Below are 15,120 nucleotides of genomic sequence, written 5' to 3' on the forward strand. Positions count from 1 at the left end.
TTTATATTCCTCCCTGTGCAATATGTTCTAATTTCTGTTTCTTTGGCCGAAAGCCAGCGGATGTGTGACAAATAATACCATCAAATACCATAAACATAGATGGCAGAACACAGATAACAACTACCATACTGATTAATGCACCTCTAGACATCAGCGTACATAAGGAGCTGATCATGTCGATGTTAGAATACATTCCTACGCCAAAGGTGGCTGCAAAGAAGCTCAATGCACTTACAAGGATAGACTTAATGGAGCTCTTATGTGCAATGCTGATTGCTTCTTTTTTACTTGCTCCCTTTGCTCTTTCCTTCTTATAACGGGTTGTCATAAGAATCGCATAGTCAACAGTTGCACCCAGCTGAATCGTTCCGATTACAATAGAGGCAACAAACGGAAGCGTCGTATGTGTATAATATGGAATGCCCATATTGATAAAAATAGCAAACTCAATCGTTGCTACCAGGATTACCGGAAGAGAAATGGATTTAAAGGTAAGTAAAATAATCAGGAAAATTACACCAATGGATACAATACTTACATTCTTAAAGTCAACATCGGTAATCGTAATCAAGTCCTTGGTAAGTGGTGCCTCACCAACCAGCATGGAATCCTTGCTACAGGCTTTTACGATTTTTTCAAGTTCATCTAACTGGGCATTTACCTCATCGGAAGCCACCTTATACTCGGAGTTGATTAATACCAGTTCATATTCATCGCTTTCCAGCATTTCTGTTGCTTCAGAAGGAAGCAGCTCCCTTGGAATCCGGCTGCCTACCACAGATTCCATTCCTAAAACAGCCTTTACACCGTCCACTTTTTCAATTTTATCAAGCATGGAGCCTACTTCTTTATCTGATACATCCTTTTTAATCAGAAGCATATGGGTTGTATTCATCTCATACTCTTCACTCAGCTTATCATTAGCAATAACACTTTTCAATGTTTTTGGAAGAGAAGAATCCAGGTTATAATAAACCTCTGTATTCCGGTAGCCATACAGAGCCGGAAATAATATTACTACAAACAATACCATAGGAATTAGATAGTGCTTGGTAATCCAATCAGAAATTCCGTCCAGGCTCGGAATAAACTCTTTGTGGGTTGTCTTCTCAATTGCCTTATCAAAGGTAAGGATTAATGACGGAAGAATTGTAACACAGGTTATTACGCCAAAGATAACGCCCTTGGCCATTACAATACCGATGTCCTTACCTAAGGTAAAGCTCATGAAGCAAAGAGCAATAAAGCCTGCAACTGTAGTAACGGAGCTGCTAACAACAGATGTAATCGTATTGGAGATTGCATGGGCCATCGCACGGTTTTTGTCATCGGGGAACCGCTCCTGATTTTCCTGATAGCTATGAAGAAGGAAAATCGAATAGTCCATGGTAACACCTAGCTGAAGTACAGCACTCAAAGCCTTTGTTACATAAGATATTTCTCCAAAGAACACGTTACTTCCCAGGTTATACACAATCGCCATTCCAATACTTATCAGGAAAAAAATCGGTACTAAGAATGACGGCATACTGATACCAAGAACAATAACAGAAAGTATAACAGCAATCAGTACATAAAGGGGGGTCTCTTTTTCTGAGAGCTTTCTCGTATCTGTAACAATCGCAGACATACCACTTACAAATACCTGCTTATCTGCCAGGCCTCTGATTTCCTCAATAGCCTCCATTGTTCCATCTGCTGATGTAGTTTCATCAAACATAACTGCCATCATCGTTGATTCACCGGAATTAAAGGCAGCCACAATATCCTCCGGAAGTAATTCCATTGGTACATTCAGATCCAAAATGCTGTCATACCATATGACTCTGCTGACATGATCAACCTTTTCAATCTGATCCTTTAACTTAGCCACATCCTTGTTGTCCATACCCTCTACCATAACCATGGAAAAGGCTCCGCAGCCAAACTGATCTACCAGTATGTCCTGGCCTTCCATTGTCTCAATATCCTTTGGCAGATAGGTTAATACATCATAATTGACTCTGGTATTCATATATCCGAATACGGATGGAATCAGCAGAAGAATTCCAATCGCCAATATGATGCTTTTATGTTTCGTAATAAATTTACCAAACGAAATCATAAAAATGCTCCTTTCTATATTTACAGGTTATATTACTAAAATGACTATTAGTCATTTCTTATATAGTGTTATACTACAAAAATGACTAATAGTCAATATTATTTATAAATATTTTAGAATTTTTCCATTTCTTTTTCTTTTTGACTATGCTATCATGAAAAAGAAGCAACAATAGAAAAGAGGATATTATGGGAAAAATAGAAGAAAAAAAGCAAAAGAAGCAGGAAACCCTGCTTCAAAGTGCATTTGATATATTTACAACAAAGGGGCTTCAAAAAGCCTCTATCTCTGATATTGTAGAAAAGGCTGGTGTTGCTAAGGGTACCTTTTATCTTTATTTTAAGGACAAGCTGGATATCTGCAATTACCTGATTGCCACGAAATCCAGTACCCTTTTTCTGAATGCCCACAAGGCTCTTTTGAACACAGTGCTGACCAATTTAGATGACAAAATTATTTTTATTATTGACCACATTATAGACCAGCTGGAAAAGGACAAGACTCTGCTCCGGTTTATTTCCAAGAATTTAAGCTGGGGCGTTTTTAAAGCTGCCTTAATCAATCCAAAGCTATCCAGTGAATTTAATTTTTATGAGCTATATCTGGATATGATTGCTAATTCCGAGGAAAATTTTAAAAATCCCGAAATTCTTCTCTTTATGATTATTGAATTGATTGGCTCTACTATCCATGATTCCATTTTAAATAACCAGCCCGTACCAATTAAAGAGCTGAAACCCTGTCTTTATGATGCCGTCCGGGCTATTATCCGTTTCCAGAGCCAGCACGGCTCCACGCAATAAGAAAAAATCAAGGAAACTCTTTAGATCGTTTCCTTGATTTTTTCTTGTAAAAGCTTCCACAGTGTTGGTTCAAAATGAAATTCTTTCATCAAGGCCTTTGCCTCATCAAAACGCTCCTGCCGGTGCTTTCTTGAACCATTGGTTTTTACTGCCCGAATCAGTATATTTTTGGGTGTATGGCTTAAATCCACAAATTCCAAAAGCTGGGTTTTATAGCCACAGACCTCCAGAAGATTAGCCCGGATAGCATCGGTCATCAAGGCTGCAGTTCTCTCCTTAATAATCCCATATCGTGTCAGAATTGATAAATTCTCACTTTCCATCTGTCCACACAGCTCATGCTGGCAGCATGGAACGGAAATAATCATTTTTGCATCCCAGCATACCGCATTATATAAGGCAAAATCTGTTGCCGTATCACAGGCATGAAGGGTAATCACCATATCTACCGGTTCCTTTGTCCTATATCCATTGATATCTCCTACTTCAAAATACAGATTTTCATACTGGTACTTTTTCGCTGCAGCATTACACTTTTCAATGACGTCTGCCTTTAAATCCAAACCGATTATAGAAACCTCAAGTCCTCTTACTTCCGTCAGATAATAGTAGATAACAAAGGTAAGATAGGACTTGCCACAGCCAAAATCAATAATGTGAAGCTTTGTAAGCCCAGCCTTTTCCACCGCATCATCAATAATTTCAATAAACCTGTTAATCTGCTTGTATTTATCATACATAGCATTTACGACCTTGCCATCTTTGGTAAATACACCCATATCCACCAGCGGAGGTACCATACCCTCTTCTATCAGGTAGTTTTTTCTGCGGTTATGCTCTGTTACTGTCTTTACTGCATTCTTTGCCTGCTTCCGGTTAAAGAACAGCTTTCCCTTTTTCGATATTTTCATGCTGTACTCATAGCTCTCGCCCCAGAAGTTCACCTGGCGAAAGCCCTCTAAAAGCCGTTCTTCGCAATAGTCAGCTACCTCTTCCTCTCTCAAATTATCATGAAAAACCTGCTTTTCTGTCTGTTTTTCTGCCTGAAAGCCCTTCTCTTTCTTTATAAGGGTAATTCTCCGATATGGGTATTCCTTGTTCCGCATATCACTGAAAACTGCCTTTTTCAAGCCATCAGAAAGGATTTCCTCTATATAGCCTTTGATATTTTCCATATATCTCCTCTTTTCTTTATTTTCTCTAAGCTCTACTATATTATCATCCCATTGTTTTCCATTATATTTTAACATTATTATACCATCGAAGGTAGGCATAAAAAAGAAATAATTGAAATTTTTTCCTATTTGTGGTAGAATATGACTTGTGGTCATGCATCACTGATACGAAAATGGAGGAGGTTTTTCTCATGAGAGGAACAGTAAAATGGTTTAACGCAAAGAAGGGGTTTGGATTTATTTCTGATGCCGATGGTAATGACGTATTCGTTCACTTTTCTGCCCTGCAGATGGACGGCTTCAAGGTACTGGAAGATAATGAAGAGGTTGAATTTGATATAGTAGATGGAGCCAAAGGCCCACAGGCAGCTAACGTAGTACGCCTGGCTTAATAAAACCAGAACACTTAAAAACCGCCGACAGATAGTTACTCTGTCAGCGGTTTTCCTTTTACCGTCATCACTAAGCGTGATTCCTGTGAATACAAGGACTCCATTGCCAGACAGAGTTAATCTGCATAATCGGGCATCCAGGCTTGGAAGTAGAAATCAAATAAATTTTTCAATCACACAGGCAATTCCATCTTCATCATTTGACAGAGTTATAAAATCTGCTACTGCCTTTACTTCCGGCTGGGCATTTGCCATCGCCACTCCAAGTCCGGCATAGCGAATCATGGAAATATCATTAAAACCATCTCCACAGCATATCATCTGCTTTCTGGAATAGTGAAGCTGCTCTAAAAGCTTACTTAAGGAATATGCTTTGTCAATGTTTGGCGGCATGATTTCTATAAAAAATGGTTCAGAACGGAAAATATTTAAGTCTTCGCCAAACTGCTCCTTAAGCTTCTCTACGATGCTTTCCATACGTTCCGGCTCTCCTGTTAAAAGGAACTTATTCACAGGAAAATCAATAGCTTCTACAAAGTTCTCCGGCTTCCAATAAGGAATTTTATTAATTTCCTGCTCCTTCTCAATATATGGATCAGGATCACTTCCCAGCACAATTTTATCATCCGTATAGGTAACAATGCCTGTCCCGTATTGTCTTGATGCCTCATATATCTCCGGAATCAATTCCTTAGGAATTACTGCATTATAAACAAGCCGCCCATTTTCTATATTAATAATTTTACCTCCATTAAAGGATAAAATATAACCGCCGTGCTTGTCCAGACAAAGCTCCCTCGCCAGCGGCATAATCCCCGGTGTCGGCCGCCCAGAGGCTAATACTACACGGACACCCTCCTTCTGTATTCGAAAAAGAGCTTCCTTTGTTTTGGGACTAATTTCTTTTTGGGAATTGGTCAAGGTTCCATCCAAATCCAGTACAATCAGCTCATATGCCATAGTATTTCCCTCACTTTTCTATTATTTTTTCATCCATTCCACAAGGTAAGGAAGAAACAGAGCTGCCCCCACACAGGCTGCTCCTATCGCTGCCAGAAGCACCGCTCCTGCCGCTACATCCTTAGCCCATCTGGCAAGCTCCCGGTATTCCTCTGTCACCAGGTCCACCGTGTGCTCTATGGCTGTATTGACGGCCTCCAAGGCCAATACAATCATACAGCACAAAATTACCAGTATAACCTCCGTCCGACTTACCTGAAAAATCCCACAGGCAAACAATGCCAGAGTAGCACAGCTAAGCTCTATTTTAAAATTTGTCTCCTTCCGGATGAGCTCACTTATACCGCAAAAAGCGTGGTAAAAGCTTTCCCTGCGGCTTTGTTTTTTCTTTTTCATCTTGTACGCCCCTTTATCCTTCCAGCCTATAATTCATAAAAAGGAAGGTTCCAATACCAAGCATCGCTCCCATCGTAACATCCGATGCAAAATGAGCTCCTGCTATGATTCTGCCTATGGCTACCATAAAAATCCATGTGCATACAAACAACCAGAGCCTTAAATCCGGCTGGGCATTTTCCTTACGGATGCCCGGCAGATATAGAAGTAAAAGGATGCTGCAGGAATTAAAGGTGTGCCCTGATGGAAAGGAATGATTTCCAGTCAGCCCCTGGGGCAGATACCATGGAATAAACTGCGAAAGAGGCTCACTCATATGACGAAAACGCAGTCTTCCCCAGGGCACTTTGATTCCATAGGCAATTACCTGGGCTGCAATAAAATAGATTACTGCAAATTTTGCCAGCTGATGTAGAGCTTTTCCTTTATTTTCTGGCATTTTCTGCACAATCAGATAAAACAGAAGCAGAAATATCGGTATTAAAATCAGCTGCCAGCGGCTTATCCGGGTCATCCGGTAGATTGGAAGAAGGCTACTTAACACTGCACCTGCCAGACTCCCAAGTCCCCAGAAAACCAACCATCCAGGATGCTTCTTTTCTTTTTTTAGCTCCTCACAAAAAAGGTACACAGACCCCAGTCCAAGACTTAAGTACATCGGATAGTCCCCTAATACCTCAATAAATTTTCCAAATAGATTTTCCTGATTGCAAAGAGTCATGGAAATCCTTAAATCCCAAAAAGCAAATAGTATCATCCCCAGAGCTCCAACCCCATAAAACAGCCAGACCCAGGTCTTACTTATCCTTATTTTACTCATACCGTTACCTATCCCTCCAATATTGTCATGCTTTATTATATCAAAATTTCCATCCTTTGCAACTACAGATTGCATTCCCTATCTCACTTTGTTATAATTTTATTTATACAAATGAAAGGGGGTTTTCTTTATGGAAACTACACAGGAGTTTACTCCGCAAAAAAAGCCCGGTATTTTTAAACATGTAAAAATAGCTTTTCTTGCTTTTTTTGCCATTTTATTTATTATTGTCTGTCTGTTCAATTCCTTTTATACCTTAAAGGATCAGGAGCAGGCCGTTGTGACTACCTTTGGTGTTCCACAGACAGTCACAACCTCCGGTATGCACTTCAAAATACCATTTATCCAACAGATACATAAGCTTCCAACTGCTATCATGGGCTTTGCTATCGGCTATAGACCGGAAAGTGGAGAAAGCATTGATGATGAATCCCTTATGATTACAAACGATTATAACTTTGTGAACGTAGATTTTTACATTGAATACCGGATTGGAGACCCTGTAAAATACCTTTACAACTCCTCTTCTCCGCAGATGATATTAAAGGCCCTTGCCATGAGCTACATCCGTGATACCATCGGCCTTTATAAGGTGGATGACGTTATTACCACCGGGAAAAATGAAATTCAGGCTGAAATTAAGGAAAAGCTCATTAAGCGTCTGGAGGAGGAAGACCTGGGAATCCAGCTGGTAAATATCACAATTCAGGATGCAGAGCCACCAACTGCTGAGGTTTCCGATGCCTTCAAGGCCGTAGAAACTGCCAAACAGCAAAAGGAAACGGCTATCAACAAGGCTACCAAGTACAAAAATGAGCAGCTCCCTGCTGCTGAAGCAAAAATTGATAAAATCTTAAAGGAGGCCGAAGCCAAAAAAAGTGCCCGCATTAATGAGGCAACCGGTCAGGTAGCCCGTTTTGAAGAGCTTTACAATGAATATAAAAAGTATCCGCTGATTACCAAGCAGCGAATGTTCTATGAGACCATGGAGAAAATTCTACCTGACTTAAAGGTAGTCATTGACAATGGCGACGGCACCACCCAGACCGTTATTCTGGATAACTTCTTAGGCAGCATGGTACAAAATCAGGCAACGGCACAAACAGAAACCAAAACAGAAGGGGAGGGAAACTGATGAAAAAAAGAAAAATAGTATCCGGAATTCTTCTGCCCTTTGCGGCACTTCTTTTAGTCATTTTGCTGGGAAGCTCTATGGTAGTAACCCGGCAGGATGAATACAAAATTATCCGTGAATTTGGAAAGATTGTAAAAATTGTAAATACCGCCGGACTTTCCTTTAAGGTACCTTTTATCCAGTCAACCCAGTCTCTTCCAAAGAATGTCCAGCTGTATGACCTGCCGATTTCTGATGTCATTACCAAGGACAAAAAAACTATGGTCTGCGACAGCTTTGTTCTCTGGAGAATCACTGATGTACAGAAATTTGTCCGTTCCTTAAATGGTCAGGTAGGGAATGCGGAATCCCGTATCAATACTATTGTATACAATTCAATTAAAAACGTAATCAGTAGTATGGCCCAGGCTGATGTTATCAGCGGCAGGGATGGCGAATTATCGGAAGCAATCCAAAGGAATATCGGAGCAACACCGGAGCAGTATGGTATTGAACTGACAGCAGTGGAAACTAAGCATCTGGACTTACCTGATGCCAACAAGACCGCAGTTTATGAGCGAATGATTTCCGAGCGTAACAATATCGCTGCCCAGTACGAGGCTGAGGGTAATTCAGAGGCTAAAAAAATAAAAACCGACACTGATACCTCCATTGAAGTAAAAGTATCCGAAGCAGAGGCACAGGCCGAGAAAATCATTGCTGAAGGCGAGTCTGAATATATGAAAATTCTTTCTAAAGCCTATAACAGCAAGGATAAGGCTGATTTTTACACCTTTGTCCGTTCTCTCGATGCAGCTAAGGCTACTATGACCGGTGATAACAAGACTTTGATTCTTTCCAAGGATTCGCCGATTACACAGATTTTTACTACAATAGAATAAGCTTTACCAATAGAAAAAACAGCAGGAGCTGTAAATCACAGCCCCTGCTGTTTTTTCTAATATCTGTCTTTTCTTAATGTCTGAAATGTCTCATACCGGTAAATACCATTGCAATTCCATATTCGTTACATTTTTTAATGGAATCCTCGTCACGGATAGAGCCCCCCGGCTGAATAATTGCAGTAATTCCAGCCTCATGAGCTGCTTCTACGCAGTCATCAAATGGGAAAAAGGCGTCAGAGGCCAGTACACAGCCCCTGGTTGCATCCTTTCCAATCAGCTCAGCAGCATGGTCAAAGCACTGCTTTGCAGCCCAGATACGATTTACCTGTCCAGGTCCGATACCAACAGTCTGTTTATCCTTTGCAATCGCAATCCCATTGGATTTTACATATTTTACAACTCTCCATGCAAACCGCATATCCTCCATTTCCTTCTCACTTGGAGCCCGGTCTGTCACAATCTTTAATTCCTCTTCCTTTAACAGCTTGCTGTCGATGGTCTGTACAATCAATCCGCCATTTACCTTCTTTAAGTCATAGGCATGCTCATTCTGAGGAACCTCAATGCCCGGAAGCTCCAGTACACGGAGATTCTTTTTCGTACAAAGGATTTCCAAAGCCTCCTTTTCATAAGAAGGAGCTACGATAACCTCCAGGAAAATCTTATCCATCTCTTCAGCAGCTTCCTTTGTTACCTCACGGTTTACAACTACAATACCACCAAAGATAGATACCTTATCTGCCTGGAAGGCCTTAGTCCATGCATCAAAGATATTTTCGGCACTGCCAACACCACAAGGATTTCCATGCTTGCAGGCTACTACCGTAGGCTCAGTAAATTCCTTTAGCAGCTCCAGAGCACCATTCGTATCGTTAATATTGTTGAAGGACAATTCCTTTCCATTTAACTGCTTTGCATCCACTAAGGAGCCTGTCTTCTTTCCAATCTCACGATAGAAGGCCGCCTGCTGATGAGGATTCTCACCATACCGCATATCCTGCACCTTTTCAAAGGTCATCGTAAGCGTTTCCGGAAGGCTGTAGTCCTCTCTTTCCTTCTTTAAATAATCTGCAATCATCGTATCATAATTTGAGGTATGCATAAACACCTTCTGCATCAGATAAAACTTGGTATCCAGAGAAACCTCTTTATTTTCCTTTAACTCAGAAAGAACAGTTTCATAATCTGCCGGGTCAACTACAACAGTAACATCCTGGTAGTTTTTAGCTGCAGAGCGGAGCATGGTAGGTCCTCCGATATCAATGTTTTCTACTGCCTCAGCCCGGGTAACACCATCCTTTAAGATGGTTGCCTTAAAAGGATACAGGTTTACAACTACCATATCAATTGTCTCAATATTTAAATCTGCCAGCTGCTTCATATGCTCCGGCTTGCTTCTCATGGCCAGAAGTCCGGCATGTACCATTGGATGCAGGGTCTTTACACGTCCGTCCAAACACTCCGGAAAGCCTGTCAGCTCGGAAATTTCAATGGCAGCAATACCTTCTTCCTTTAATTTTCCATAGGTTCCACCGGTAGAAATAATCTCTACTCCAAGCTTGGTAAGCTCCTTTGCAAATTCAACAATTCCTGTTTTGTCAGATACGCTGATTAATGCTCTCATATTATTCTCCTTTTCTGTAAACATAAAGAAAACCGCCTGGTACATCACACAGTCTATTCATCTTTATTTCGTGAGAAGCATCATTATTTCATTGCTTCGTGCAATAAACTTAGTCATAGCCTCTGCATCCAGTGGTCTGTGGCTTAACATAGCCAGGTCATAGAGCTGGTTACAAATCATATCTGTATGATTACCCTCTTTATTTGCCAGGATATACTGAACCAGGGCATTATTTGCATTCAGCACCAGAGTTTCACCACTACCACCAAACATAGCCGGGTCAAAGCCTCCACCCATGGAATACATCCGCATCATATCCTGCATACGTCTGCTTTCCTCAGACAGAGTAATCATAGAAGAAACCTCTGCATTTTTCAGCTTTTCTACCTTAACTGTCAGATTTTCCTTACCCAGAGCCTTTTTAAAGATTTCTGTCAAGGCATCGGTATCCGCCTTTAACTCCTCCTCTGGAATCTCCTCCTTAAAGGTATCGGTAATGTCTGCATCAATTCTCTGGAAACGTACCTTTAAATCACCCTGCTCTAACTGGGTAATAAATGGCTGGTCAATGTTGTGTGTCAGAATCAGTGCATCAATGCCCTCTTCCTTAAACATATTGATATACTGACTCTGCTGCTGTAAGTCGGTCACATAATATACAATGTCCTTTTCCTTTGCAGCCTCGACATACTCTGGCAGAGTAATATATTTTTCCTCCAGATTTTTAAAGATAATGAAATCCTTCATCTTTTCACGGAACTTATCATCCTTTAAGCAACCATACTTGATAAATGGACTGATATCATCCCAGTATTTTTCATAATTTTCCCGGTCTACCTTGTACATGCCAGACAGCTTGTCAGCTACCTTCTTCGTAATATAATCGGAAATCTTCTTCACAAAGCCGTCATTCTGCAGAGCACTTCTGGATACATTTAACGGTAAATCCGGACAGTCAATAACACCCTTTAACAGCATCAGAAATTCCGGAATAACTTCCTTAATATTATCTGCGATAAATACCTGGTTGTTATACAGCTTAATAACGCCCTCCAGATTATCATATTCTGTATTCAGCTTAGGGAAATATAAAATACCCTTTAAGTTAAACGGATAATCCATATTCAGATGAATCCAGAATAAAGGCTCTTTATAGTCGTGGAATACATTTCTGTAAAATTCCTTGTACTCTTCTTCGGTACACTCATTTGGATGCTTGTTCCAAAGTGGTGTGGTATCACTTAAGGATACCGGACGTTTCTTAATCTTAGCCTTTTCCTTCCGTGGAGAAACCTCTACAATCTCCTTTTCTCCATTTTCATTCTCTTTTTCCTCGGTCTTTGCCTCCTCTACAATATTCTCAATGACCTCGTCGTCCTCACGAATCTCGGAAGCATCAATCGTTTCATACTCTGGCTCTGCATTTGCTTTGGAAAGGAAAATCTCTACCGGCATAAAGGAACAGTATTTTTCAATGACCTCACGCATGCGGTATTCATTAGAAAACTCATAGCTGTCCTCATTCAGGTATAATACAATTTTAGTACCGATGGAATCCTTATCGCCTTCTTCCATCTCAAACTCAGTACCACCCTCAGACTCCCAGTGTACTGGCTTCGCTCCGGACTGCCAGGAGAGTGTATCAATGGTAACCTTGTCTGCTACCATGAAAGCAGAATAGAAGCCTAGTCCAAAATGCCCGATAATCTGCTCTTCATTGGCCTTATCCTTATATTTCTCCAGGAAATCAGCTGCCCCGGAGAAGGCAATCTGATTAATATACTCCTTTACTTCATCTCCCGTCATACCAATACCATTATCGGTAAAGCTTAAGGTCTTTTCCTCCGGATTTACCTCAACTAAGATCCGGAACTTATTGTCCTCCGGGATTGCATATTCTCCCATCAGCTCAAGCTTCTTCATCTTTGTAATCGCATCACAGCCGTTAGAAATCAGCTCTCTAACAAAAATATCATGGTCAGAATACAACCACTTCTTGATAATTGGGAAAATATTTTCAGAATTAATGGAAAGACTTCCTTTTTCCATTGCCATGTTTACCACTCCTTTTCTCATTTACGTTTCTTTCACTAAATCTTATATTAATACGGTTATTTCTAATTGTCAAGAAAAAATTAGCACTCAACTTCATTGAGTGCTAATACATTAAGAAATTTCCTCAAAGGCAATTTCATAATGTCTTAAAAATACCTTCAAACTGTCATCCCATTCCCGCTCAATGGTTTTATCCAGGGTAAATACCTTAAAAGAGCTCCCGGTAATCAGTTTTACCTCTCCCTTTTCATAGCGGATATTCAAAAACAGCCCCTCTATGGAATCAGCCTCTGCTCCACGACCGATCCGCTCCAGAATTTTTCGTACATTCTCCCTGGATAAAAGTAGTATAAGCTTCATACTCTGAGGAGTTTTTTTCCCTTTAATCAGCTGATACAAAAAAGGTCTCTGCTCTGAAAAGCACATATAATCCGGCTCAGAAAGCTCTAAAAGCTCCTCCCCGGAATACCAGTCCTTATTTCTTCTTCCATTGATTACATAGGAACAGCCACATAAAAGCTCTGCCTCTGAAAGCAGAAAGTTATCAAAAACTCTCTTTATCAGAAGCTTAGCCATAAACTCCTTTACATCCAATATCTTTAGTGCTATCATCCTTTACCATCCCATATACTTTTCTCCGGCAGTCTGTACCTTAATCAGATTAGAGGTTCCTGAAATTCCAAGAGGAAGACCTGCCGTAATAACCGTCAAATCGCCTTCCTTTACCAGTCCCTTATCCATAGCCTCCTTAAGAGCATGGTCAAAAAGTTCAAAGGCATCCTGCTCCTCCCGGATGTGAAGTGGTACTACACCCCAGGATAGGTTTAACTGCCTCCAAACCTGCGGATGCATTGCACAGCCGAGAATCATACATTCCGGCCTGCATTTAGAAATCTTTCTCGCTGTTCTGCCGGATTTTGTAACTGTAATAATCGCCTTGGCATTCAAATCGTGAGCCGTCGTACAGGTTGCGTGGGAAATAGCCTCTGTCACATCTGGTTTTTCTGAAGTTCCCATTGCACGAAACCGCTTTTTATAATCAATATCCTCTTCCGTCCGTTCTGCAATCCGTACCATCGTCTGCAGAGCCTGTACCGGATATTTGCCGGCAGCAGTTTCTCCTGATAGCATAATCGCACTGGTTCCATCATAAATTGCATTTGCCACATCTGTCGCCTCTGCTCTGGTCGGACGAGGATTTTTAATCATGGAATCCAGCATCTGGGTCGCTGTAATAACCGGCTTTCCTGCATTATATACCAGCTTGATAATCTTTTTCTGAAGCACCGGCACCTCTTCTCCCGGTATCTCTACCCCCATATCTCCACGGGCAATCATGATACCGTCTGCTGCCTTAATAATCTCGTCGATATTATCAACACCCTGCATATTTTCAATCTTAGCAATAATCTGGATTCCTTCTCCATTATGCTCCTTAAGAATCTGACGTACCTCCTGGATGTCCGAAGCACTTCTTGTAAAGGAAGCCGCAATAAAATCATATCCATTCTTTGCTGCAAAAATAATATCTTCTCTATCCTTTTCACTGATAAAAGGCATGGAAATCTGGGAATCTGGCAGATTAACTCCCTTATTATTGGAAATAACACCATCATTCTTTACTTCACACAAAACCTCTGTATCCGTCTTTTCTTTAACTACCATCTCCACCAGGCCATCGTCAATCAGGATACGAAAGCCCTCAGCTACATCCTTTGGCAAATCCCCATAGGTTACAGAAACCTTTGTCTCGTCCCCGATAATATCCTCTGTCGTCAGGATAAATTCCTGTCCCTGGGTCAGTGTAATCTTATCCTTTTCAAACTTTTTAATACGAATCTCCGGTCCCTTTGTATCCAGAAGAGCTGCTACCGGAAGTCCCAGCTCGTTTCTCAATCTCTTTAGCATCTTTAGTCTGTTTAAATGCTCCTCATAATCTGCGTGGGAAAAATTGAATCTTGCCACATTCATACCAGATTCCATAAGCTGCCGTAGTACCTCTTCGTTATCGGTAGATGGTCCCAGGGTACATATAATCTTTGTCTTTCTCATATATTTTCTCCTTTTTTAGTTTAATGCTTTTTCTATCGCTTCTATTTCCATGTCTGCAAAGCCCGGTATATTAAAATCTGCCTCCGGAAGCCGGGAGCGGCTTCCGATGCCTACTGCCTGCATACCACCTGCATGAGCAGCTTCAATACCGGCCTTTGCATCCTCAAAGACAATACACTCCTCACAGGCAAAGCCCAAGGCCTTAGCTCCCAGCACAAATATCTCCGGATCTGGCTTTGCCTTGCTTGTTTTCGTTCCGTCTATAATTTCATCAAAAATTTCTGTAAGATGAAGCCTGTCTAAAATCAATCTCGAATTTTTACTTGCTGAGCCAAGGGCAATTTTATAGCCTTTTTCCTTAACATCCTCCAAAAATGCTCTTATCCCCGGCAGTATTTCACTCTCTTTCAGTTTACGTATATAGGTAAGATAAACCTCATTTTTCTTTTCACAATACTGTTCTTTTTCTTCCCGAGACATGGTTTTACCGCCCACCTCCAGAACAATTTCAAAGGACTGCATTCTACTTACTCCCTTAAGTCTTTCATTATCCTGCTCTGTAAAATCAATCCCAAGCTCATCAGCGATTTCCTTCCATGCCAGATAATGGTACTTTGCGGTGTCCACAATAACACCATCCAGGTCAAACAATAATCCTTTGTGCATTCTCTTTCCACCTTTCCTCTTTATCGCTCCTATTATATCACTTTTACCCTCTCT

The 15,120-nt window shown here is 40.9% G+C and carries 13 protein-coding genes and 1 pseudogene; 4 read left to right on the forward strand and 10 right to left on the reverse strand.

From position 1 onward, the window contains the following. Position 1: 1 nt before the first annotated feature. Complete coding sequence (locus ASU35_RS12755) at positions 2 to 2,104, reverse strand: efflux RND transporter permease subunit (RefSeq protein WP_058353386.1); 2,103 nt, start codon at positions 2,102 to 2,104, stop codon at positions 2 to 4. A 188-nt stretch (positions 2,105 to 2,292) separates the two neighbouring features. Here ASU35_RS12755 and ASU35_RS12760 point away from each other — a divergent pair, with 188 nt between their 5' ends. Continuing rightward, positions 2,293 to 2,907, forward strand: a complete 615-nt coding sequence (locus ASU35_RS12760) for a TetR/AcrR family transcriptional regulator (protein ID WP_058353387.1) — start codon at positions 2,293 to 2,295, stop codon at positions 2,905 to 2,907. A 20-nt stretch (positions 2,908 to 2,927) separates the two neighbouring features. Here the strand turns inward: ASU35_RS12760 and ASU35_RS12765 are convergent, their stop codons facing one another. After that, entirely contained in the window at positions 2,928 to 4,082 is a 1,155-nt protein-coding gene (locus ASU35_RS12765) for a class I SAM-dependent methyltransferase (protein ID WP_058353444.1), read from the reverse strand. Between the two features lie 191 nt (positions 4,083 to 4,273). Here ASU35_RS12765 and ASU35_RS12770 point away from each other — a divergent pair, with 191 nt between their 5' ends. Beyond that, complete coding sequence (locus tag ASU35_RS12770) at positions 4,274 to 4,474, forward strand: cold shock domain-containing protein (protein ID WP_058353388.1); 201 nt, start codon at positions 4,274 to 4,276, stop codon at positions 4,472 to 4,474. Positions 4,475 to 4,630: 156 nt separating this feature from the next. On the opposite strand, the gene ASU35_RS12775 is transcribed toward ASU35_RS12770, so the two are convergent. Genes ASU35_RS12775 through ASU35_RS12785 form a run of 3 tightly spaced genes read right to left on the reverse strand, consistent with a single transcriptional unit; the run spans position 4,631 to position 6,725 of the window. Further along, on the reverse strand, positions 4,631 to 5,434 hold the full coding sequence (locus tag ASU35_RS12775) for a Cof-type HAD-IIB family hydrolase (RefSeq protein WP_058353389.1): 804 nt from the start codon (positions 5,432 to 5,434) through the stop codon (positions 4,631 to 4,633). 21 nt (positions 5,435 to 5,455) lie between these two features. Next, positions 5,456 to 5,830: a diacylglycerol kinase family protein gene (locus ASU35_RS12780; RefSeq protein ID WP_058353390.1), complete on the reverse strand. Its 375-nt coding sequence runs from the start codon at positions 5,828 to 5,830 to the stop codon at positions 5,456 to 5,458. Positions 5,831 to 5,843: 13 nt separating this feature from the next. Then, a complete protein-coding gene (locus ASU35_RS12785) occupies positions 5,844 to 6,725 on the reverse strand; it encodes a phosphatase PAP2 family protein (protein WP_058353391.1) in 882 nt (293 codons plus the stop codon). A 55-nt stretch (positions 6,726 to 6,780) separates the two neighbouring features. Between ASU35_RS12785 and hflK the strand changes: the two genes are divergently transcribed. Both hflK and hflC read left to right on the forward strand, forming a co-directional pair. Further along, positions 6,781 to 7,785 carry an FtsH protease activity modulator HflK gene (hflK, locus tag ASU35_RS12790; RefSeq protein ID WP_083504298.1) on the forward strand — a complete coding sequence of 335 codons (1,005 nt, stop codon included), beginning with the start codon at positions 6,781 to 6,783 and terminating at the stop codon, positions 7,783 to 7,785. Further along, positions 7,785 to 8,666: a protease modulator HflC gene (gene hflC / locus ASU35_RS12795; protein ID WP_058353392.1), complete on the forward strand. Its 882-nt coding sequence runs from the start codon at positions 7,785 to 7,787 to the stop codon at positions 8,664 to 8,666. Before hflK ends, hflC begins: the two co-directional genes overlap by 1 nt. 73 nt (positions 8,667 to 8,739) lie before the next feature. Here hflC and purH read toward each other — a convergent pair whose 3' ends face one another. The 5 genes and pseudogenes from purH to pgmB all read right to left on the reverse strand — a co-directional run bounded on the left by purH (position 8,740) and on the right by pgmB (position 15,066). Continuing rightward, the gene (gene purH, locus ASU35_RS12800; protein ID WP_242861285.1) at positions 8,740 to 10,317 is read right to left on the reverse strand and encodes a bifunctional phosphoribosylaminoimidazolecarboxamide formyltransferase/IMP cyclohydrolase; all 1,578 of its coding nucleotides are present in this window, start codon (positions 10,315 to 10,317) and stop codon (positions 8,740 to 8,742) included. Positions 10,318 to 10,356: 39 nt separating this feature from the next. Further along, positions 10,357 to 12,348, reverse strand: a complete 1,992-nt coding sequence (gene htpG, locus ASU35_RS12805) for a molecular chaperone HtpG (protein WP_058353393.1) — start codon at positions 12,346 to 12,348, stop codon at positions 10,357 to 10,359. 111 nt (positions 12,349 to 12,459) lie between these two features. Further along, entirely contained in the window at positions 12,460 to 12,960 is a 501-nt protein-coding gene (locus ASU35_RS12810) for a DUF5721 family protein (protein WP_058353394.1), read from the reverse strand. Positions 12,961 to 12,984: 24 nt separating this feature from the next. Next, positions 12,985 to 14,400: pseudogene (pyk, locus tag ASU35_RS12815) on the reverse strand (pyruvate kinase); the annotation flags it as partial. Positions 14,401 to 14,415: 15 nt separating this feature from the next. After that, positions 14,416 to 15,066: a beta-phosphoglucomutase gene (gene pgmB, locus ASU35_RS12820; protein WP_058353396.1), complete on the reverse strand. Its 651-nt coding sequence runs from the start codon at positions 15,064 to 15,066 to the stop codon at positions 14,416 to 14,418. Positions 15,067 to 15,120 lie beyond the last annotated feature (54 nt).

Origin of the sequence: Acetivibrio ethanolgignens (assembly GCF_001461035.1) — a bacterium.
Lineage (GTDB): Bacteria > Bacillota > Clostridia > Lachnospirales > Lachnospiraceae > Velocimicrobium > Velocimicrobium ethanolgignens.

What these genes read in the sequence shown, in the direction of transcription:
- ASU35_RS12785 (WP_058353391.1), bottom strand. Translation starts at nt 6,725, where the DNA reads ATGCAATCTGTAGTTGCAAAGGATGGAAATTTTGATATAATAAAGCAT.
- ASU35_RS12770 (WP_058353388.1), top strand. Translation starts at nt 4,274, where the DNA reads ATGAGAGGAACAGTAAAATGGTTTAACGCAAAGAAGGGGTTTGGATTT.
- ASU35_RS12775 (WP_058353389.1), bottom strand. Translation starts at nt 5,434, where the DNA reads ATGGCATATGAGCTGATTGTACTGGATTTGGATGGAACCTTGACCAAT.
- pgmB (WP_058353396.1), bottom strand. Translation starts at nt 15,066, where the DNA reads ATGCACAAAGGATTATTGTTTGACCTGGATGGTGTTATTGTGGACACC.
- hflK (WP_083504298.1), top strand. Translation starts at nt 6,781, where the DNA reads ATGGAAACTACACAGGAGTTTACTCCGCAAAAAAAGCCCGGTATTTTT.
- ASU35_RS12760 (WP_058353387.1), top strand. Translation starts at nt 2,293, where the DNA reads ATGGGAAAAATAGAAGAAAAAAAGCAAAAGAAGCAGGAAACCCTGCTT.
- purH (WP_242861285.1), bottom strand. Translation starts at nt 10,317, where the DNA reads ATGTTTACAGAAAAGGAGAATAATATGAGAGCATTAATCAGCGTATCT.
- ASU35_RS12765 (WP_058353444.1), bottom strand. Translation starts at nt 4,082, where the DNA reads ATGGAAAATATCAAAGGCTATATAGAGGAAATCCTTTCTGATGGCTTG.
- htpG (WP_058353393.1), bottom strand. Translation starts at nt 12,348, where the DNA reads ATGGCAATGGAAAAAGGAAGTCTTTCCATTAATTCTGAAAATATTTTC.
- hflC (WP_058353392.1), top strand. Translation starts at nt 7,785, where the DNA reads ATGAAAAAAAGAAAAATAGTATCCGGAATTCTTCTGCCCTTTGCGGCA.
- ASU35_RS12810 (WP_058353394.1), bottom strand. Translation starts at nt 12,960, where the DNA reads ATGATAGCACTAAAGATATTGGATGTAAAGGAGTTTATGGCTAAGCTT.
- ASU35_RS12780 (WP_058353390.1), bottom strand. Translation starts at nt 5,830, where the DNA reads ATGAAAAAGAAAAAACAAAGCCGCAGGGAAAGCTTTTACCACGCTTTT.
- ASU35_RS12755 (WP_058353386.1), bottom strand. Translation starts at nt 2,104, where the DNA reads ATGATTTCGTTTGGTAAATTTATTACGAAACATAAAAGCATCATATTG.